The following is a 20,403-nucleotide window of genomic DNA, read 5'->3' as shown; positions in this document are numbered from 1 at the left end:
GGAGCAGACCCCATGACCATCCTGTCGCGCGCCGCCGCCGCCCTGCTGGCGACCTCGGCCCTTGTCGCCATCGCTTCCCCGTCGCTCGCTCAGGACTTCAAGGGCAAGTCGGCCGGCGACATCGTCGTCCGCGCGCGCGGCCTGGCCGTGCTGCCGCAGGAAAAGGGCACGATCAACAACACGACGCTGGGTGACGTCGGCTCGGCCAAGGTCGGCAACGACTACATTCCGGAAGTCGATTTCACTTACTTCTTCACCGACAACATCGCCGCCGAGCTGATCGCCGGCACCAGCCGCCATCGCGTGAAGGGCAACCTGATCGCCGCCGCCGGTGGCGTGACCGAAATCGGCAAGGTGTCGCTGCTGCCGCCGACCCTGACGGTGCAGTACCACTTCATGCCGAAGGAGCGCATCAGCCCGTACATCGGCGCCGGCGTGAACTACACGCTGTTCTACAACGAGGACGCGGCCAACAACCCGAACGCCGGCGGCCTGCGCATCACCGACACCAACTACAAGAACCGCTTCGGCTGGGCCCTGCAGGCCGGTGTCGACGTTGCCCTGACCGGCAACTGGTCGCTGAACTTCGACGTCAAGAAGGTCTTCCTGAAGACCGACGTGACCGCCAATGCCCATGTGGGCACCGCCGTCCTGCCGGTCACCTCGAAGGTCACGCTGGACCCGTGGCTGGTCGGCGTCGGCATCGGCTACCGCTTCTAAGAACGGGTTCCGGGACCAGTCCCGGACATCCGAAAGGCGGCCTCTCCCATCCGGAGAGGCCGCCTTTTTCTTTGAACAATCTGTCTTGCAGATTGTACGCGCATCCCCATGATTCCAGTATCAGGGTCATCGGAAGGGAGGCCGTACAGCCATGCATGTTGCAGCCGTCTTGAAGCGCAAGGGCAACCGGATCGTTTCCGCCGCACCGGACGATACCGTGGCCGCCGTCACCCGCCTGCTGACCGAGCACCGGATCGGCGCCGTGCTGGTGATGGACGACGATGGCCAGCCGGTCGGCATCCTGTCGGAGCGCGACATCGTGCGGGCCGTCGCCCGCGACAGCGCCGCGGCACTCGACCGCCCGGCGGCGGACCTGATGACGCGCGACCTGATCACCGCCACCCCGACCGACACCGTCGCCGACATGATGGCGGTGATGACCGAACGGCGCATCCGCCATGTGCCGATCGTCGATGCCGGCCGCGTCGTCGGGGTCATCAGCATCGGCGACGTGGTGAAGGCCCGCATCGACGATGCCGAGTTGGAGGTCGAATCGCTGCGCGGCTATGTGGCCGGAATGGGCTGAGGCGAACAATCCATCCCCAATGCCAAAAGACCCGCCTGGGCAGCCCGGCGGGTCTTTTCGCATCGATGTCCGGAATGCGGTTTTACGCCGAATGCGACTGCGGAAAGGCCATGGCCGCCTGGGTGCGGTTGCGCACGCCCAAGGACTTGAAGATCGCGGTCATGTGGATCTTCACCGTGCCCTCGGACAGCCCCAGCTCATGGGCGATCTGCTTGTTCGACTTGCCTTCGCGCAGGCGGTCGAGCACCTCGCGCTGACGCTGGGTCAGCAGCTGCTCCAACTGCGGGTCGCTCGGCGGCATCACCGAACCGCCGCGCTGGTCGGGTTCGATCCCCTCGCGAAGAACCGTCGCCGGCACATAGACGCCGCCGGAGAAGATCAGATCGAGCGCGCTCAGCATGATCTTCACGCTGGACGATTTCGGGATATAGCCGGCGGCGCCGTTCTCCAGCGCCTCCCGCACGTCGGAGTGCGCCTCGGACGCGGATACGACGACAACCTTCGAATTCGGCTGCCGGTCGCGCAGCATGCCGATTCCGGAAAAACCGGGCCAGCCCGGCATGCGCAGGTCGGTCAGGATCAGGTCATAGGCCTCATCCTTCACAGCCGCCATGTCCAGAAGCTCGTCGAAATTGCTGGCCTCCGCAAAGGTAGCGTTTTCGCGCAGCTGCTCAAGCAGACGGCGAAGACCTTCCCGGAACAGGACGTGATCATCACCGATCAGGATCTTCATCGCTCAAACTCCCGAACCATGCCTGCCCCTCCGAAAGTCGCCCCAGAGGCTTAAGAAAAGGAGGGGGCTGTCGCCACCCGCATATTCCCTAAAATCCAAAGGATATAGCAGGCACCGGCCGAACGTAATCTCTATTGAGATGTAACACGCAGGGACGAGATGGAACAACCCGAAATTAACTTTTGTCACGGCTCCGAATGCTGATCGGCTGAGGCAAGAGCTTCCCGAGGGTGATATTTCCAATGGGGTATGACAATTTTAGGTCACTGTGCGAATGCGTGCTTCCAGCTTGTGCACAGGCAAAAAAATGGCCGGACCGGCCCCTTGTGGGCACCGGTCCGGCCTGAAATCGCGCGCCCCTGTGGGACGGTCGACGTGCGTCAGAAAGCGGCCTCTTCCAGTTCCATCAACGGCTTGGCGCCGGCGGCAATGGTGATGAACAGGCTGTTCGTCTGCGGCAGCAGTTTGGTCATGTAGAAGCGGGCGGTCTTGATCTTGGCCTCATAGAAGGCGGCATTGCCCTCCCCGGCTTCGAGCCTGGCCTGCGCCTTCTCCACCATGGTCAGCCAGCTCCAGCCCAGCGCCACCAGCCCGAACAGGCGCAGGTAGTCGCTGGCGGCGGCCCCGGCCTCCTCCGGATCCTTCAGGCCCTTCTGGGCGATCAGGGCGGTGGCCTGCTGCAGCTTGGCGAAGGCCTTGGCCAGCGGCATCACGAACTCGCCCAACTCGTCCTTCTCCATCGCCGCCTCGATGTCGCGGCCGACGGGGTGGAAGAAGTGGCGCAGCAGCCGGCCGATGTCCTGCGGCAGCTTGCGGCCGACGAGGTCGAGCGCCTGGATGCCGTTGGTGCCCTCATAGATCTGGCAGATGCGGGCGTCGCGGACATATTGCTCGACACCGGTCTCCCAGATGAAGCCGTGGCCGCCATGGACCTGCACGGCGATGTTGGCCGCGTCGAAACCAATGTCGGTGAACAGCGCCTTGACGATCGGCGTCATCAGCTGGACGAACTCGTCGGCGTCGCGGCGGGTGCGGGCATCGGGGTGCTTTTCCGCCACGTCGAGCTTGTAGGCGGTCAGCGCTCCCAGGGCACGCGCACCTTCGGTGAAGGCACGGGCGGTCAGCAGGTTCCGGCGGACGTCCGGGTGGACGATGATCGGGTCGGCCGGCTTGTCCGGCGCCTTCACCCCCGACAACGACCGGCCCTGAAGCCGTTCGCGGGCGTAGTTGACGGCGTTCTGGTAGGAGACCTCGGCCAGACCCAGCCCCTGGATGCCCACGGCCAGACGGGCCGCGTTCATCATCACGAACATGGCACGCATGCCCTTGTGCGGCTCGCCCACCAGCCAGCCGGTGGCGTCCTCGAAGTTCATGACGCAGGTCGACGACGCCTTGATGCCCATCTTGTGCTCGATGGAGCCGCAGGCGACGCCGTTGCGCGCACCCGGCGTGCCGTCGGCGTCGGGCATGAACTTCGGCACCAGGAACAGGCTGATGCCGCGGGTTCCGGCCGGGGCGTCCGGCAGGCGGGCCAGCACCAGATGCAGGATGTTCTCGGTCAGGTCATGCTCGCCGGCCGAGATGAAGATCTTGGTGCCGGTGATCTTGTAGCCGCCCTGCTCGTCGGGAACCGCCTTGGTGCGGATGATGCCGAGGTCGGTGCCGCAATGCGGTTCGGTCAGGCACATGGTGCCGGACCAGGTGCCGTCGACCAGCTTGGGCAGGAAGCGCTGCTTCAGGTCGTCCGAGCCGTACATCGCCAGTGCGTTGTAGGCGCCGAGCGACAGGCCGGGATACATGCCGAAGCTGAGGTTGGCGGAGCAGATGAACTCCTCCAGCATGATGTTGACCAGCTTCGGCAGCCCCTGCCCGCCATAGGCGGGGTCGCAGGCCAGCCCCTGCCAGCCGGCCTCGATATAGGTGCTGTACGCCTCCTTGAAGCCCTTGGGCGTGCGGACCTCGCCATTCTCGAAATGGCAACCCTCGCCGTCACCGGACTGATTCAGCGGGAACAGCACCTCCTCGCACAGCTTGGCGCCTTCCTCCAGCACCTGGCCGACGAGTTCCGGCGTGGCGTCCTCATAGCCCGGCAGGGCCGACAGCTTGTCCAGACCGACGATCTCGTCCAGGACGAAGCGCACATCCTCAAGCGGAGCCTTGTAGATCGGCATCTCTCGTTCCTCCCCCTCAGTTCCGCAGCGGCTTGCCGGTGAGCAGCATGTGCTCGATCCGGTCGATGGTGCCGCCGGTGCGCACCAGACCCATGAACGCCTCGCGCTCCAGCCGCAGGATGTGGTCCTCGCCGACCGGCTTGGAGACGTCTGCCTCCTCGCCGCCGCTCAGCACCTCGGCCAGCGCGGCGCAGACCACCTTGTCGTGCGGCGTGACCTTGCCCTGCAGGGCGAAGCCTTCCACCGCCAGCTCCATCGCCGCCTTGGCGCTGGGGCCGGGCAGGACATAGGAAATGGTCTTTCCTGGGGTCTTCTCCGGCGGGGTGTAGTCGGCCGCCAGTTCCAGCGCCTTGGCCTTGGCGTCGGCCAGCAGGCGGTCGCGGTTCATGGTGATGCCGTCGGTGGCGCGGAAATACAGCAGCTCCTTGGCCTCGGCCGCCGACTTGGCGACGGTGGCGGTGCTGATGATCTCGAAGGCCTTGGCGATGCCGGGCATCGGCCCGCGCGGCGCCTTCGGGTTGGCCTGATGGCGGGCCAGCATTTCGGTGCAGCCGCCCCAGGCCGGGATCAGGCCGACGCCGACCTCGACCAGACCGACATAGGTCTCGGCGTGGGCCTGGACGTGGTCGGAATGCAGCAGGATCTCGCAGCCGCCGCCCAACGCCATGCCGCTGGGCGCCGCCACCACCGGGAAGGGCGCATATTTCAGCGCGCGGTAGGTGCGCTGGCCGCCCTCCACCATCTCCTCGATCTGCGGCCACAGGCCGATGTTCAGTGCGAAGAGGGCGAGGCCCAGATTGGCGCCGACCGAGAAATTGTCGGCCTCGTTGTGGATGACAAGCGCCTTCCAGTCGCCTTTGCCGTCGCCGATCAGGCGCATCGCCTTCTCGTAGGCGGCCATGATGTCGGCATCGACCGCATTCATCTTGCTGGTGAACTCGACGCACAGCACGCCGTCGCCGATGTCCCACAGGCTGGCGGAGCCGTTCTTCCACACCGGCTTGCCGGCGGCGCGCTTGATGTCCGACAGCAGCAGGACGCCGTCGGGGCGAACCACCGTGTCGTAGACGCCGGATGTCGTCAGGTGCTGGAGCTTGCCGTCCTCGACCCGGTAGAAGGGACGGCCGGATGCCGTCTCGACCAGCGCCGGAACCGGGATGCCTTCCGAGCGGCACAGCTCGGCGAACCAGTCGGTGCCCAGCCGGTCGATCAGCTCGAACGGACCCTGCTTCCAGTTGTAGCCGAGGCGCATGCCCTCATCGACGGCGACGATGCTGTCGGCGATCTCCGGCACCAGGCTGGCGGCATAGGCCAGCGTCTGGGCCAGGACACGGCGGGCGAAGCGGCCGCCCTTGTCCGGGTGCTCGCACAGCTTGCGCAGGTCGCGGCCGGCGGAGGAGACGCTGTCCAGCCGGGCCTTCTCCGACGGGGCGTACTCGCCGGTCTGGAGATCGACCGACTCCTTCACCTTGCCGCCGCCGGCCTTGTTGATGCGGTAGAAGCCGCCCTTGCCCTTGCGGCCGGTATAGCCCTCCGCGATCATCCGGGTGATGACCGGGTGCTCGCGCATCTGGCCGCGATAGGCGTCGTTGGCCGGCAGGGTGGCCGACATGCTCTTGGCGATGTGCGGCATCAGGTCCAGCCCGACGAGGTCCATCAGGCCGAACACGCCCGTCTTGGGGATGCCCATCGGACGGCCGCCGACAGCGTCCGCCTCCTCCACCGTCAGGCCCAGATCGACGGCGGCGTTGACCGCAGCCTGGATCCAGAAGACGCCGATGCGGTTGGCGATGAAGCCCGGCGTATCCTTGCAGTGGACGACACCCTTGCCGAGCCGGCGGTCGCAGACGTCGGCAATGGCGGCCAGCGCGTCGGACCGGGTGTCGGTGCCGCCGACGATCTCCAGCAGCCGCATGTAGCGCGGCGGGTTGAAGAAGTGGGTGATCAGGAAGTCCCGGCGGAACTGCTCGCCCTGCCCCTGCGTCAGCACAGCCAGCGGGATGGTGGAGGTGTTGGACGACACCACCGACCCCGCCTTGCGCACCGGATCGATGCGCTTGTAAAGGTCGGCCTTGATCGCCGGGTTCTCGACGATGGCCTCGACGATCCAGTCGACATCGGCCAGCAGGCTCAGGTCGTCCTCAAGATTGCCGGGCGTGATCAGCTTGGCGTTCTTGGGATGCATCAAGGGGGCCGGATCGGTCTTCAGCAGCTTCGCCACCGCGCCCTTGGCGATGGCGCTTCGGTCGGCACCTTCCTTTGCCGGAATGTCGAGCAGGACGCAGGGGATGCCGGCGTTGGCGAAATGGGCGGCGATGCCGGCGCCCATCACGCCCGCACCGATCACGGCGGCGCGTTCGATCTTCATGGTTTTTCCTCCCCGATCCCGTTCGTCAGACCGCTTCCAGGATGGTGGCGATGCCCTGGCCGCCGCCGATGCACTGGGTCGCCAGCGCGAACTGCTTGCCTTCGCGCTTCAGCAGGGCCGCGGCCTTGCCGGTGATGCGGGCGCCGGTGGCCCCCAGCGGGTGGCCGAGCGCCAGCGCGCCGCCGTCCGGGTTGATGCGGGACGGGTCGATGTCGAGGTCGCGCATGCAGGCGATAGCCTGGGACGAGAAGGCCTCGTTGATCTCGATGATGTCGATGTCGTTGATCGACAGGCCGGCACGCGCCAGCGCCTTGCGGGTGGCCGGGACCGGGCCCAGCCCCATCAGTTCCGGTGCGCAGCCGGCGACGGCGACCGAGCGGATCTTCGCCAGGATCGGCAGGCCGTTGGCTCTGGCATACTCCTCCGTCGTCACCAGCACGGCTGCGGCGCCGTCGGTCAGCGGCGAGGAGGTGCCGGCGGTCACGGTGCCATCGGCGGTGAAGGCCGGCTTCAGGCCCGACAGGCTGTCGGCATTGGTGCCGGGGCGGATGCAGCCATCCTTGTCGACCAGACCGGCGGGAGTCTGGATGGCGACGATCTCATCGGCCATGCGGCCGGAGACCTGGGCCTCTGCCGCCTTGGCGTGGGAGGCGACGGCCAGCGCCTCCTGCTCGGCGCGGGAGATGGCATATTGGCGGGCGACGTTCTCCGCCGTGATGCCCATGGAGCAGTAGGCTTCCGGATAGGACGCCTTCAGCGCCGGGTTCGGCATCGGGTTGAAGCCCATGATCGGAACGCGGGTCATCGACTCGACGCCGCTGCAGATGAAGACCTCGCCGGCCCCCATCTGGATCGCGCCCGCCGCCTGATGGATCGACTGCATGGAGGAGCCGCAATAGCGGTTCACCGTGGTGGCCGCCGCGGTCTGCGGCAGCTTGGCCAGGAAGGAGATGGTGCGGGCGACGTTCAGCCCCTGCTCGCCCTCGGGGAAGGAGCAGCCGACGATGACGTCCTCGACATCCTCGGTCTTCAGGCCGGTGCGCTCCACCAGCGCCGCGATGACGCGGGCCAGCAGTTCGTCGGGGCGGACCTTGGTCAGTTCGCCCTTGTGGGCGAAGGCGAAGGGCGAACGGGCATAACCGGCGATGACGACCGACTTCATGAGTGCTTCTCCTCCATGTCCTGCGTCTCCGTGATGCCGTTGCGGCGAAGATGCTCGGAGATCTGGGTGTCGATGGTGCACAGCTCCGATAGCGTCTGCTGGACGTCGGCAAGCTGCTGTTCAAGTGCGGAAATCCGGCGGCGCGCGATGGAGCGCATGTAGCGCATCTGTTCGATCTGGGCGTCGTCGGTGTCGTAGAGGTTCAGGAAATCCTTGATCTCGGCCAGGCTGAAACCCAACCGCTTCCCCCGGCAGATCAGCGCCAGCCGGGCGCGGTCGCGGTGGCCGTAAACACGGGTGCTGCCCATCCGCTCCGGCGCCAGCAGCCCTTCGTCCTCGTAATGGCGGATGGTGCGGTGGGTCAGACCGAACTCCCCGGCCAATTCGCCAATGGCGAGCCGCGGGTCGGACATGAGGCCGTTTTCAGCGCCCTCCCCCGTCTCCGCCATGCCGTAGCCGACCGAAAGCCGATCCACTCCGTTCGCTCCCTTCCTTGACGTTTACGTAAAGGTAAGGTCGATGCCGCATGCTGTCAACAGACTTGTTGACCAAGCCAACCAGTTTGGCGAGCCGCCCGGCCATACCCTTGGGCGGACAACTGTTCAGCCACTAACAGGTGCGGCGCGCCCGCGCAGTGACAGGATGCCACGCCCTGTTCCGCTTTGCGGCTGTGGCAGGCTTTGCCCAGGACACGACGAGCCCCGCCGGCTCCCCGATTCCATATGGGAAGTGGATGCGGCGCCGGACAGACGGCCAGAAGGCCGCGGCGGGTTCAGGGTGGATCGACTGTTTTCGGCGGATCAGGACAGGGGATAGGAGACAACCCATGTCGGCGCGCGCCATCGTATCGCTGGGCGTCTGGATATTGGCCATGGTGCTGCTCGGCACCATGACGGTCGGCCTTGCGCTGGCCTTCTACGTGCTGCTGACCCTGTGCTTCGCGGTGGTGGTCGCAGGCCTGACCCTGCTCGTCCGGCGGCGCGACAACCATCGGGGCGAGCAGAGCTATTTCTAGGTTTGGCCTTGAGGAAAGGGCGCCGGCTCCGGCGCCCCTTCACTCCGGCTCCTTCACTCCGGCAGTACGCGCAGGCGGGATACCGCGGTCCGGGCGGACAGGTGGGGCCGCTGCAGGTCCTGCACATGGGCGCCGGGGGCCGCGAAGTCGCCGGGGGTGACGGCGCGGACCAGATAGACCAGCCGGAAGCGGGGGGCCGCCTTCGGCAAATCGACGGCGGCCAGGAAGCGGTCGTCGCGGAACTCCACATTGCGGACCGACGACAACTCGCCCAGCCAGGACAGCTTGCCGAGCTGGCCGCTGTTGGCAAGCCGGACATTCTCGATCTCGAAGCCGGCCGGCAGCGGATCGCTGACCAGCACCGAGTGATCGAGCGGGTCGCCGACCTCACCCTCCAGGATCACCACCAGCAGGTCGTTGTGGCGGACGCCGGCCGGGTCGACCGGACGGCCGGCCATATCGAACAGGCGGCGGCGAATGGTCATGCCCTGCTCTTCCGCGCCGGCCGGCTGGTCGGGCACGCCGGCCACCGACACGGTCTGCCGGACTTCGCCGCCCAGGTTGCGGATCGCCGGCGGTGCGGCCGGGTCGATGCGCAGGATCTGGGGCTTGGCGTTCTCCACCGTCTGGTCGCCGATGGCGAGCTTCATCGGGGCGGCCCGGTCGATCAGAGCCTTGGACGCCAGCAGCAGCCAAGCCTGTTCCTGCGGGTTGGTGGTGCGGACCGCGGCGAAGGTCTTCGCCACGCGCTCCGCCGCCTGGAAGATGCGGTCGCGGTCGACCACCCCGCTTTCCGCCATCAGCGCCACCACGCCGGCCTCGTCCCGCAGGGAGGACCCCTGGTCGCGCAGACTGGCCGTCACCATCCGGGCGCCGGTCAGCTTGGAGAAGGCGTCGGCGGCAGCCGGCTGGTCGCCCAGCACGGCGGCGGCGGCGGCGACCTGCGCCCGGCCGAAGTCGGTCGGCAGCCGGTCCCAGTAGTTCTCGCGGAAATAGCGCACCGCGCCGGCATCGATCAGCTTCGCCCGCGCCAGCACATACAGGGCATAGGCGCGGCCCGGCAGGTCGGCGGTCTCGACCCAGGCGTTGTCGACCGCCTGCTTCATCCAGTCCAGCCCCTTGCGGTAGGGCTGGTCGGGGATGCGGTAGCCCGCCGCCTTGGCACGGCCCAGCACGTCGACCGCATAGGCGGTCAGCCACGGGTCGAGATCGCCCTTCGGCGACCATGCGGCGAAGGCGCCGTCGGCACGTTGGAAGGTCAGCAGCCGGTCGATGCCGCGCTGGACACGCGCCTTGATCCGGTCCTCCGGCGCGATGCCCAGGCCGGCGGCGATATCCGGCATCGACAGCAGCGGCAGGATGCGGCTGGCGGTCTGCTCCGCCCCGCCCGGTGCCGCCCGGTCGAGCGCGAAGAGCAGGCCCGGCACGTCCAGGTCCGGCAGCGGAGCCACCACGGCACCGACGGACAGGGTTTCCGGCCGCAATCCGGCGGTGATGTCGGCCGGGAGGGCCAGGCTCTTGTCGGTGGGCAGGGAGGAGGCGGTGCGGCGCGAAATCGGCGGCGAGGCCGGGCGCACGGTGACGTCCCAGCGCCGGGTAACGCGGACGCCGTCCGGACCGGTGACGTCCAGCGTGACGTGGCCGGCGCCCACGGCGGTGGCGGTCAGCACCCGGCCGGCGGTCGCCCGCTTGCCGCGCGCCAGCTTCGGCACCTCCAACTCGGCACCGCCCTCGCCCTGGAGGATGGAGACGGCGCCCTCGGCGGTCAGGGTCATGCGGTAATCGCCGGACGGGCCGTTCAGGTTGTCGAGCGACAGGATAAGCTGCGCCGAATCGCCGGGGGCGAGGAAGTGCGGCAGCACCGCATCGGCGACGACCGGATCGCGGACCAGCATCTGGCTTTCGGCATGGCCGATCCGCCCCTCGCTCCAGGCCACGGCCATCAGGCGCAGCCGGCCCTGGAAGTCGGGCAGGTCGAAGGGAACGGAGACCTTGCCGTCCGCCCCAACGGTCAGGATGCCGGAATAGAGCGAGACCACCCGCTCCGACTTGGGCGGCACCAGCCCGGCGACCTGACGCAGGCGCGGCGTGGGCGGAGCCGGCGGCCGGGCGGCGTCGAGGCTGGCGGGATCGATCAGGCGACCGTAGGAATCGCGCAGCTCCACGGTCAGCGGCCGCTTGCCCAAATAGTGGCGGGCCGGATCGGGAGACGGCTGGTCGGTCAGCTGCATCACCGATTCGTCGACGGCGGCCAGCGTCACGAAGGCCTGCTTGCCCTCGGCGATGCCGTCCACCGTGATCTCGGCGGTCATGGCGCGGCGCGGCTCCGTCTCCGCCGGGGCGGACAGGCGGATGTCCAGCGTGCGCGGCGCCTTGTCCATCGCCAGCCAGGCGAGGCCCACCGCGCGGCGCGGCGGCTTCTTCGACTGCGGGTCGGAGGTGGCGAAGGCGGTCGCCAGCACATGGGCGCCGCTGGTCCAGCCCTGCCCGACCGGGATCTCCAGGAAGGCGCCCTGGGTGCCGATGGCGCGGGTGACGGCATAGGTCACGCCGCGGTCGGCCACCGCCACCAGGACCTGGCTGTCATAGGGCGGCTTGACGAAGACCCAGGCGCTTTCCCCGGCGCGGTAGGCCGGCATCATCACCGAGACGTCGACGGCGTCCGGCCGCTCCCCGGCGGTCGGGGTCATCCACCAGCCGGCGGCGAAGCGGACGCTGGTGGCGACGCCGGTCTTGGGGTCGAACACCTCCAACCGGTAGCGTCCGGCGGCGACCGGAGCCTCCACCGCGGTCGGGCTGCCGGCCTGGGCCGACAGGGTGCCGCCGGTCACGCGCTGGTCCTTCACCGTCACCTTGTAGTCCCAGCGGCCGTTGGCCTCGTACCAGGCGTAGTCGTACTCCTCCTCGAACAGCTCGTAGGAGAGGTCGGCGTGGTCGGTAGGCTTGCCGTCCGGGCCGACGGCGATCACCTCGAATCCGGCGGTGGCGCCTTCCGGCACGCCGTCGCCCTCGAAGCGCGGCTTGATGCCGATGGCGAAGGGCTGGTGGTGGACAGGCAGGACGAAGTCGCGGCCGACCGGGCGGCCGCCGATGTCGAACAGGGTGGCGCGCACCACCGCTTCCAGCGGACGGGTGCTTTCGGGCGGACGCGGCAGCTTGACCTTCAGGCGGGCCGAACCGTTGGAATCGGTGATGAAGCCCGGCAGATCGGCGCGGGCCGGCTTCACGTCCTCCTGCGCCAGACCGAAATGATAGCCCGGCAGGTTGGGATAGGGGTTGACCGCGGCGCGCAGGGCGACCGTCAGCTCTCCCGGCAGGCCGGATGCCGGCGCGCCATAGAGATAATGGCTGTCGAGAGCGACATCGGCCTCTCCGTCGGCCGCCAGCTCCGTCATCGGGGAGGACAGCGACAGGTCGAGCCGCGGCGGCACGAAGTCCTCCAGCAGGAACTCGGCCTTGCCGATGGCCGGGCCGTCCGGCTCGGCATGGGCGGTGACGACCCAGTTGCCGGGGAAGGCGTTCATCGGCAGGTCGATGCGGGTAGCGAAGCCGCCGGCCCCGCTGTCGGCCAGGGTGCGCCGTTCAACCTCGAACCCGTCGGGACGCAGGACCCGGATGGTCAGCGCCTTGCCGGCGGGCGGATTCAGGTCGGTGTCGCGCAGCAGGGCGGTCAGCTGCACCGTCTCGCCCGGGCGGTAGATCCCGCGCTCGGTATAGAGATAGGCGTCGAACCCGCCGGTCATCGGACGGGCGATCGGAGCGGGCTTGTCCGGCGACTCCGCCGAGGGGGCGCCGCCGGCGGTCAGGTCGAGAACGGCGAAATCGCCGTCGCCGCGCGCGGCGAACAGGGCCTGGACCGGCTCGGTCCCGGCGGCGCGCAATGCGGCGAGATCGAATCGGCCGAGCCCGTCCTCCCCGGTCTGGACGCGGCCCAGCTCGGCGCCGTTGCGGGCGACCAGACGCAGCTCAACGCCTGCAGCCGGGCTGGCGCTCTGGACGGAGCGGGCGAAGACCACCAGCGAATCGTCGCCGAGAATGGTGTTGAGGCCGAGGTCGGACACCACGAACCATTGGGTCGCCTTGCGGTCCCAGCCGCCCGGCTTGATCTCGTCGGCGCCGGCCACGGCGACATAGACGCCCGGCTCCAGCTTGCCCAGCACGGCGTCGATCGGGAAGGCGGTGGTGACGCTGCGGTTCGGCTGGTTGCCGATGCCCATCTCGCCGCGCCAGACCTCCTGCCCCGACTTGTCCAGGATCTCGCCGATGTCGTAGTCGGTCATCTGCTGGGTGATGCGGCCGAAATAGATCTTCTCGACCAGCGCCCGGTCGGCGATGCGCAGCACCTGCAGCTTCGCCCGGTCCAGGTTGATCGAGCGCAGCGGCAGCCCGTCCGACCCGACGCGCGGCAGGATGTAGCCGGCCCCGCGGAAGGCCAGCGAGGGCTTGCGGTTGGGCACCTGCACCTCGCGGGTGTCGGCGGCCGGCAGGCGCTTGCCGTCGATTCCCGGCAGCCCGTCCTTCAGCGTGACCCGGTAGGCCTCGCCATGGCGCAGCCCTTCCACGCAGAGCGTACGGTCGCGGGCGATGGCGGCACCGTCGACCGCCGGCTCCACTGCGACATAGTCGCGGTAGTTGACGGCGCGCGAGCGCTCCAGCCGGTCGGTGAAGGTGAAGCAGGCCTGGGGCGTATCACGCTCCGCCACCACCTCCACGCCCGACACGCCGAAGGGCACCGGCTCGGCCGGGGGATCGGCGGCGAGGGTCCGGGAAACGGTGTACGTGCCGGAGCACGCGACGAGAACGGCACAGACACGCGCCAGCGCACGCAACATTCGAGACAGGCCCCAATTCCGCGGGTGGGTCCGATACCGCGAGGCCGGGGACAGCCCTGGCGTCGGCTCGGACCTGGACAAAACCGGCGGGAGTATGCCCAAGCGGCTGGGGTTTCGCCATGGCTTTGCGGCGGGGGCGCGCAGATCGCTCCCGCCGCGGCAACGCCTAGCTGCCCGCGAAGCGGTTCCGCAGGCGGGCGATGGCCTCGTCGAGCACCTCGTCCCGCTTGGAGAAGCAGAAACGCACGACGCTGGTCGGCGCATTCTCCACGAAGAAGGCGCTGACCGGGATGGCCGCGACCTTCGCCTCCGCCACCAGCCAGCGGCAGAAGGCCTGGTCGTCGCCGTCGAAGCCGAAGCGGCCGACGTCGGCGGCGACGAAATAGGTGCCGGCGCTGGGCAGCACGTCGAATCCGACGGAAGCGAGCCCGGCGGCAAGCCGGTCGCGCTTGGCCTCCAGCCCGGCGGAAAGGCCGGTGAAGTAGCCCTCCTCCTTGCCGAGGCCGTAGGCGACGGCGGCCTGGAGGTTCGGCGGGGTGGTGAAGGTCAGGAACTGGTGGGCCTTGGCGACGGGCTGCAGCAGGTGCGGGGCGGCGGTGACGTAGCCGACCTTCCAGCCGGTCAGCGAGAAGGTCTTGCCGGCCGAGCCGATCTTCAGGCAGCGGTCGCGCATGCCCGGCAGGGTCATCAGCGGGATGTGGCGGCGGCCGTCGAAGACGATGTGCTCGTACACCTCGTCGCAGACGGCCAGTGCGTCATGGCGCTGGACGAATTCGGCGATCAGATCTAGTTCCGCCCGGTCGAAGACCTTGGCCGCCGGGTTCAGCGGGTCGTTGATCAGCACCAGCTTGGTGCGCGGCGAGAAGGCGGCCTCCAGGTCGGCGCGGCTGAAGCTCCAGTCCGGCGCCTTCAGCGAGACGAAGCGCGGCACGCCGCCGGCCAGCCGGACGATCGGCAGGTAGCTGTCGTACATCGGCTGGAACAGCACTACCTCGTCGCCCGGATTGATCAGGCCGAGCAGACAGGCGGTCAGCGCCTCGGTGGCGCCGGAGGTGACCATCGTCTCGGTCTTCCAGTCGACGTCGAGGCCGTAGAAGCGCTGGGCATGGGCGGCCAGCGCCTGCCGCAGGTCGGGGGTGCCCATCATCGACGGATACTGGTTCCAGCCCTGGAGCAGCGCGTCGGCCGCGGTCTGCAGCACGTCGGCCGGCCCACGGTCGTCGGGGAACCCCTGGCCCAGATTGATCGCGCCATGCTCTTCCGACAGGCGGGACATGACCTCGAAAATGGTGGTGCCATAGCTGGACAGCAGCGCGTTGCCCGACTTCACCGCAAACCCTCCTCATGCGAACGGACGCACAAGATGGAGGCTGCGGGGCGACGCTGTCCAGTGCCCGCTTCCGCAGGGCAGACCGCGGGCGGCCGATGGGGCGAATGGAACGTTTGAAACGGTGTGGAACGGTTTTCCGGGGATGTTCCACTGTTCAACCGGCCAAGCCGGCCGCGCCGCGCGAAGAGGGGGACGAAGGTTTCGGCACCATGAGGTCTGCAGAACACGCTGGAGAACACACTGGCCCCCTTCGCGAACGGGAACGGTCGCGTTCCTTTTTATCACCGGACGGGCCGGCGGGTAAGGGATGGAGGAAAAAGCGGCGGGTCAGCTGCGGTTCATCTTGCGCAGGCGGCGGGCGCGCAGTTTCAGGCGGATTCGCTCCACCGGGCTGAACATGCGGGGATAGCGGCGTTTGCTGCGCACGAAAAGGCGGCGGGCATCGGCGGAGTTGCGCAGCACGAGAATGCCGCCAAGCAGCATCACCGGCAGCCCGCCGGGACCGGGCAGAGGCGCCAGCAGCAGGCCGAACAGGATGATGGTGCATCCGGCGCCGATCAGTGCCAGCTGGCGCACACGCGCGAAAGACAGCGTCTGGGCGGTATCGGGAGGACTCATCTGTGGTTCGCTAGGCTCCATGCTTCCGTTGGCCTGCATATGGGCCGGAGGATGGCAGCCGAAAAGGCCCCCCTCCCCTTGCGGGTGAGGAATGCACAGGTCCTCAATCTCGAAACGATCCCCTCTCCCCCCAGGGGAGAGGGGGATTTTGCGCCCCACCCCTCAATGCAGCGTCCGCGCCGGTTCCGAACGGGCGATGCGCAGGCGGGCGGGGTCGAGGCGGCTGAGGGCGGCGTCGCGCTCGTCGGGCTTGGGTTCCCAGCCGAATTCGCGGATCAGCTGGTCGCGGGCGGCACCGGCACGCCGGGACAGGCGGTCGCAATCGCTATGCCCGGCGTCGTTTCGGGCGTCCGGCCGGGGCGGCGTGCAGCGGCGGTCGGCGCAGCTTTCCAGCATCAGGCGGATCATCCGCTCGCGCTTGGCGGCGTCGACATAGCCCATCTGGTCGAAATACAGCTTGGTGAAGGCCAGTTCGGTGACGCGGGCGTGGGTCTTGCGGTCGCCGACGATCACTGCGGCCACGAGTTCCACGCACCGGCCGGCGAAATGCGGCAGCGGGGCAGTGCCGTCGTCGGCGCGGTCGAGCAGGCTGCTCGGCAGGTCGACCAGCCGGCCCGTCACGTCCTTCACCAGATAGCGGCGCCAAACCGACATATCGGCCTCCCGTCAGGCATTCGCCCTGCGACGAAGCCTACACCAGACGAAGGGAAGACGGAACCGCCCGCGCACCACACAAATCCGTGAGGAGACGAGATTTTCAGCGCGGCGTCAGCGGCCAGAACACCGAGATGGCCGCCGTGCCCAGGATCACGACCATGATCGACAGCGGCAGCCCCAGCCGCCAGTAATCGCCGAAGCGGTAGCCGCCCGGCCCCATCACCAGCGTGTTGCACTGGTGCCCGATGGGGGTGAGGAAGTCGCAGCCGGCCCCGATGGCCACCGCCATCAGGAAGGCGTCCGGCCTCAAGCCCAGATGGGTGGCGAGGCTGGCGCCGATGGGCGCCATCACCAGCACGGTCGCGGCATTGTTCAGGAAGGGCGTCACCGCCATCGCCGCCACCATGATCATGGCGAGCGCGCCGATGGGCGGCAGCCCCTGCGACGCCTCCGACAGCAGGCCGGCGATCAGTTCGCTGCCGCCGGTGGTGCGCAGGGTCTCGCTGACCGGAATCAGGGAGCCGAGCAGGACCAGGATCGGCCATTCCACCGATTCGTAGGCCTCGCGCAGGCTGACCACCTTCAGCGCCATCATCGCCACCGCCGCCCCGAAGAAAGCGATGGTGACCGGGACCAGCCCGGTGGCGACCAGCACCACGGTCAGTCCCAGAACCGCGACCGCCGCCGCGCGCTTGGGCGTGCGGCCGATGGCGAGGTCGCGCTCGGCCAGCGGCAGGCAGCCCAGCTCGGCCAGCGTGTCGGACATGGCGGCCTGCCGGCCCTGCAGGACAACCAGATCGCCCGATTGCAGGCGGACGCGGCGCAGCCGCTGGCGGATCGGCCGCCCGCGCCGGCTGATCGCCAGCAGGTTGGCGCCGAAGCGCTCGCGCAGGTTCACCTCCTCGATGCTGTGGCCGATCATGGCGGAGCGCTGTTCCACCACCGCCTCGACCACGGAGATCTCGTCCTCCTTCTCGACCCCCTCCAGATCCTTGTCGTGCACCATCTTCAGGCCGGCACGCTTGACCAGTTCGGCCAGCGCCGTGGTGTCGCCCTCCAGCACCAGGATGTCGTCGGCGAACAGCACCCAATGGCCCGACGGGACATAGCGGCGGTAGTTCTCGCGCACGATGGCGGCAAGCGTGATCTCGCCCTCGCTGACGGCCTCCAGTTCCGCGACCGTGCGGCCGACGAACTGGGAACCGGCCGGCAGCCGCGCCTCCGCCGTGTAATCGTCGATGTTGAAGGCCGGTCCGGCCGCCGCGGTCCGCCCCTTTGGCAGCAGCCGGAAGCCCACCGCCAGGAAGGCGACGCCGAACACCGCGATCACCAGCCCGACGGGCGTGAAGTCGAACATGTGGAAGGGCTGGCCCGTCATCTCGGCACGGACGCGGGACACGATGATGTTGGGGGAGGTGCCGACCAGCGTCATCAGCCCGCCCAGCAGCGACCCGAAGGCCATCGGCATCAGCAGCATCGACACCGGCGTGCCGGTGCGCCGCGCCACCTGCAGGGCGATCGGCATGAAGATGGCGAGCGCGCCGATGTTCTTGACGATGGCCGACAGCAGCGTGACCGCCCCGGCCAGGATGGCGACCTGCGTCCACACCGTCGTCATGCGCGCGGCCAGCGGGCGCATCGCCGCCTCGACCACGCCCGACCGGCCGACGGCGGCACTGATCACCAGGGCGGAGCCGACAATGATGACGATGTCGTCGGAGAAGCCCTGGAAAGCCTGCTTGGCCGGCACGATCCCCACCGCGACCGAAGCCAGCAGGGCGATCATCCCGACGAGGTCGTAGCGCAGCCGGTCCCAGATCAGCAGCGCGATCACCGCGCCGATGATGCCGAACGATAACATCTGGTCGATGGTCATTGGGAGAGGCGGCGTCCTTCCTGTCCGTTTTCCCGGGCCGCCCCGTTCAAGGGGAGCCGGACAGGAGGGGCGCGGAACAGGCGGTCAGCGGGCCGAACCCGACGCCTTGCCCTCCCCGCGGCCATTGCCCGACTTGCCGGACGCCGGCGCTCCCTTGTTGGGGGAGCGGGCATCCTGCACCAGCCGGCCACACTGTGGCTGCTCATCACTGCCTGGGTCAAGGAAGGGCAGCACGCCGGCCAGCGGGGTCAGCAGCACGCCCAGCGCCACCGCCGCGGCGCCGCGTGCCGCGGACTCGGTGGGATCGACGCCGATGTCGGGGTTGCCCAGCGTTCCGCCGACCAGCACCGGCACATGGGTGGCGAACATCTGCGGCGACTTGGAATCGCCGACGATCCGCAGGTCGAGCGCCTCGTTGCGCAGGCTGATCGTCCCCTTGCCGGTGACCAGGGTTTCGGGCGTGTCGAGCACCAGCGCCTCGGCGCGGGCGATGCCGTTCTCCACCGACAGGTTGCCGACCAGACAGTTGAAGGGCATCGGTTCGGAACCGGAGATCACCACGCCCAGCGTCTCCAGGATGTTGGTCTTCAGCCCCTTGACCGCGAGGCTGGTGATTCGCCCGCCATCGACCGAAACGCCGACCTTGCCGTCGGAGGTCGCCAGCAGGTCGGCCACCGTCTTGCCGGTGCCGGCCAGTTGGATGCGGCCGGCAACCGTGCCGCCGATCTGGCCGGCGAAGGAGGTTTCGCTGAAGAAGGACGACAGCTTCATGGAGCGGATGTCCAGGTTGGTGCGCAGGGCCGGAACCTTGCGGCTGCCGTCGACCTGCACCGTGCCGGCGATCCGCCCACCGCCGATGCCCAGCGACAGCGGATCGACATGCAGGTCGCCGTTGGTCAGCCTGACATGCATCTCCAGGTCCTGGAGGGGGGCGAAGGGCGCCTCCACCCGCTTGCCCTGCAGGGTGACGTCCATGTCGGCGTTGCGCAGCTTGTCCACCGGGATCGGCGTGGCAGGGATGACGCGGTTGCGGCCACGGGTGGGGTAATCGTCACTGCCGCGGGGAGAGGCGCCGACGAAGCCAGCCATATCAAGCGCCGCCAGCCGGTTGGAGGTGAGGGCGGCCTTCACCATCGGCCGGTCGCCGCCGGTGTCCACCGACACGTCGCCCGACAGGTCGCTTTCGCCCACCTTGCCGTTCATGCTGCGGAAGGCCCAGACATTGCCTTCGCGCCCCAGATGGCCGGAGATGGAATAGGGGCGGGTCTTCGGCGTCGGGATGCCGACGATGGGGAAGATCTCCGACATGTCGTCGCCGCTGAGCGCCACGGACAGGTCGACGCCCTCCAGCTTCACCGGCTCCGCCACCGAGCCCTCGATGCGGCCCTTGGTCTTGCCGATGGCGGCCTCGATCTTCATCGGATAGGGCTTGGGGTCGTCGCGCAGATAGAGCAGCGAGCCGCCTTCCGCCGCCAGGGTGAAGGGCTTTCCGGCGAAGTTGCCCTTGCCGTTCAGCTGCACCGTGTCGCTGTCGTTGCCGCCGGTGGCGGTGTTGATGGTGTTGTCGATGTCGATGTCGCTGGTGGGATCGCGATAGCGAATCCGGCCGTCGGCGATCACCAGCCGCTCGATCACCGGGATGTCGCCACGGTCGTCGGGGGTCGCGGCCTCCTTCGCCACCTCCTTCTCCGCGTTGGGCGGGCCGAAGTTCCAGTTGGCCTCGCCCTGCTCGTTCTTCTCCAGGATCAGCTTGGGACCCTGGAACTTCAGCTCCGGCAGCTCCCAGTCCCCGCGCAGCAGGGGCCAGAGCCGCAGCGTGGCGTCCAGCGCCTGGATCGCCACCATGTCCTTGTCCTCGCCCCGCTCTACCGCCCATTTGGCGTTGGCGACGCGCAGCCCTTCGACATGGATGCGGATCGGATCGCCGAGATGGACGCGCAGGTCGCCGTCGATGGCGACCTCGCGGTTCAGCGCGGCCGAGGCGCGGCGGGCGACGAAGCCGCGGGCATCGTTCCAGTCGAACAGCAGCAGCACCGCGCCGACGCCGACCACGGCGAGGCCGACCAGGCCCAGCAGGCCGTAGCCGATCCACTTGAACACCGATCCCGCTCCCGCTGCCATTCCGCCGGCCCTCCGCAAACCGTCATTCCCTGTCAACGTCCGCCAGAGAGGAACGGCGAAGGGTCGGGGCCGGGAGTACCGCAAGAGAGCCTCGCGTCTAGCTCTAAGGTTATATATTTCCGTTGTGGCTTATATTGGATTTAACGCAAAATTCAGCTTCCCCGGTCCGTAATCCGATGATCCGGTTCGACTCTCCCTGGCAGACACGGCCGCA

At 68.4% G+C, this 20,403-nt stretch carries 14 protein-coding genes; 3 read left to right on the top strand and 11 right to left on the bottom strand.

Features of this window, described 5'->3' with window-relative positions; translation table 11 throughout:
* On the top strand, positions 1-720 hold a 720-nt coding region (locus VD964_RS14165; protein ID WP_324869215.1), incomplete at its 5' end, for an OmpW/AlkL family protein.
* 151 nt (positions 721-871) lie between these two features.
* A complete protein-coding gene (locus tag VD964_RS14160) occupies positions 872-1,306 on the top strand; it encodes a CBS domain-containing protein (RefSeq protein WP_324869214.1) in 435 nt (144 codons plus the stop codon).
* Positions 1,307-1,388: 82 nt separating this feature from the next.
* Here the strand turns inward: VD964_RS14160 and VD964_RS14155 are convergent, their stop codons facing one another.
* The 5 genes from VD964_RS14155 to VD964_RS14135 all read right to left on the bottom strand — a co-directional run bounded on the left by VD964_RS14155 (position 1,389) and on the right by VD964_RS14135 (position 8,216).
* Entirely contained in the window at positions 1,389-2,039 is a 651-nt protein-coding gene (locus VD964_RS14155; protein ID WP_149225682.1) for a response regulator, read from the bottom strand.
* A gap of 380 nt (positions 2,040-2,419) precedes the next feature.
* Positions 2,420-4,210, bottom strand: a complete 1,791-nt coding sequence (locus VD964_RS14150) for an acyl-CoA dehydrogenase C-terminal domain-containing protein (protein WP_324869213.1) — start codon at positions 4,208-4,210, stop codon at positions 2,420-2,422.
* Positions 4,211-4,226: 16 nt separating this feature from the next.
* Positions 4,227-6,578 (bottom strand): 3-hydroxyacyl-CoA dehydrogenase/enoyl-CoA hydratase family protein, encoded by a 2,352-nt coding sequence (locus tag VD964_RS14145; protein ID WP_324869212.1) that lies wholly within the window; start codon positions 6,576-6,578, stop codon positions 4,227-4,229.
* Between the two features lie 25 nt (positions 6,579-6,603).
* Positions 6,604-7,740, bottom strand: a complete 1,137-nt coding sequence (locus VD964_RS14140) for a thiolase family protein (protein WP_324869211.1) — start codon at positions 7,738-7,740, stop codon at positions 6,604-6,606.
* Entirely contained in the window at positions 7,737-8,216 is a 480-nt protein-coding gene (locus VD964_RS14135; RefSeq protein WP_324869210.1) for a MerR family DNA-binding transcriptional regulator, read from the bottom strand. The genes VD964_RS14140 and VD964_RS14135 overlap by 4 nt, the downstream gene beginning before the upstream one ends.
* 350 nt (positions 8,217-8,566) lie before the next feature.
* On the opposite strand from VD964_RS14135, the gene VD964_RS14130 reads away from it, so the two are divergent.
* Positions 8,567-8,755 carry a hypothetical protein gene (locus VD964_RS14130; RefSeq protein WP_324869209.1) on the top strand — a complete coding sequence of 63 codons (189 nt, stop codon included), beginning with the start codon at positions 8,567-8,569 and terminating at the stop codon, positions 8,753-8,755.
* A gap of 53 nt (positions 8,756-8,808) precedes the next feature.
* On the opposite strand, the gene VD964_RS14125 is transcribed toward VD964_RS14130, so the two are convergent.
* The 6 genes from VD964_RS14125 to VD964_RS14100 form a co-directional block, all read right to left on the bottom strand.
* Positions 8,809-13,587: an alpha-2-macroglobulin gene (locus tag VD964_RS14125; RefSeq protein ID WP_324869208.1), complete on the bottom strand. Its 4,779-nt coding sequence runs from the start codon at positions 13,585-13,587 to the stop codon at positions 8,809-8,811.
* A 166-nt stretch (positions 13,588-13,753) separates the two neighbouring features.
* Positions 13,754-14,917, bottom strand: coding sequence for an aminotransferase (locus VD964_RS14120; RefSeq protein ID WP_324869207.1), 1,164 nt, complete (start codon positions 14,915-14,917; stop codon positions 13,754-13,756).
* Positions 14,918-15,244: 327 nt separating this feature from the next.
* On the bottom strand, positions 15,245-15,535 hold the full coding sequence (locus tag VD964_RS14115; RefSeq protein ID WP_324869206.1) for a hypothetical protein: 291 nt from the start codon (positions 15,533-15,535) through the stop codon (positions 15,245-15,247).
* 162 nt (positions 15,536-15,697) lie between these two features.
* Entirely contained in the window at positions 15,698-16,189 is a 492-nt protein-coding gene (locus VD964_RS14110) for a hypothetical protein (protein ID WP_324869205.1), read from the bottom strand.
* Positions 16,190-16,292: 103 nt separating this feature from the next.
* Entirely contained in the window at positions 16,293-18,068 is a 1,776-nt protein-coding gene (locus tag VD964_RS14105) for an SLC13 family permease (protein ID WP_324869204.1), read from the bottom strand.
* Between the two features lie 84 nt (positions 18,069-18,152).
* Positions 18,153-20,189 (bottom strand): AsmA family protein, encoded by a 2,037-nt coding sequence (locus tag VD964_RS14100; RefSeq protein ID WP_324869203.1) that lies wholly within the window; start codon positions 20,187-20,189, stop codon positions 18,153-18,155.
* Positions 20,190-20,403 lie beyond the last annotated feature (214 nt).

Source organism: Azospirillum sp. (assembly GCF_035628975.1).
In the GTDB taxonomy this organism is placed as follows: Bacteria; Pseudomonadota; Alphaproteobacteria; order Azospirillales; family Azospirillaceae; genus Azospirillum.
This window is presented reverse-complemented; position numbering and strand designations above follow the sequence as displayed.

What these genes read in the sequence shown, in the direction of transcription:
- VD964_RS14110 (WP_324869205.1), bottom strand. Translation starts at nt 16,189, where the DNA reads ATGTCGGTTTGGCGCCGCTATCTGGTGAAGGACGTGACGGGCCGGCTG.
- VD964_RS14100 (WP_324869203.1), bottom strand. Translation starts at nt 20,189, where the DNA reads ATGGCAGCGGGAGCGGGATCGGTGTTCAAGTGGATCGGCTACGGCCTG.
- VD964_RS14145 (WP_324869212.1), bottom strand. Translation starts at nt 6,578, where the DNA reads ATGAAGATCGAACGCGCCGCCGTGATCGGTGCGGGCGTGATGGGCGCC.
- VD964_RS14130 (WP_324869209.1), top strand. Translation starts at nt 8,567, where the DNA reads ATGTCGGCGCGCGCCATCGTATCGCTGGGCGTCTGGATATTGGCCATG.
- VD964_RS14150 (WP_324869213.1), bottom strand. Translation starts at nt 4,210, where the DNA reads ATGCCGATCTACAAGGCTCCGCTTGAGGATGTGCGCTTCGTCCTGGAC.
- VD964_RS14140 (WP_324869211.1), bottom strand. Translation starts at nt 7,740, where the DNA reads ATGAAGTCGGTCGTCATCGCCGGTTATGCCCGTTCGCCCTTCGCCTTC.
- VD964_RS14105 (WP_324869204.1), bottom strand. Translation starts at nt 18,068, where the DNA reads ATGACCATCGACCAGATGTTATCGTTCGGCATCATCGGCGCGGTGATC.
- VD964_RS14115 (WP_324869206.1), bottom strand. Translation starts at nt 15,535, where the DNA reads ATGAGTCCTCCCGATACCGCCCAGACGCTGTCTTTCGCGCGTGTGCGC.
- VD964_RS14125 (WP_324869208.1), bottom strand. Translation starts at nt 13,587, where the DNA reads ATGTTGCGTGCGCTGGCGCGTGTCTGTGCCGTTCTCGTCGCGTGCTCC.
- VD964_RS14160 (WP_324869214.1), top strand. Translation starts at nt 872, where the DNA reads ATGCATGTTGCAGCCGTCTTGAAGCGCAAGGGCAACCGGATCGTTTCC.
- VD964_RS14155 (WP_149225682.1), bottom strand. Translation starts at nt 2,039, where the DNA reads ATGAAGATCCTGATCGGTGATGATCACGTCCTGTTCCGGGAAGGTCTT.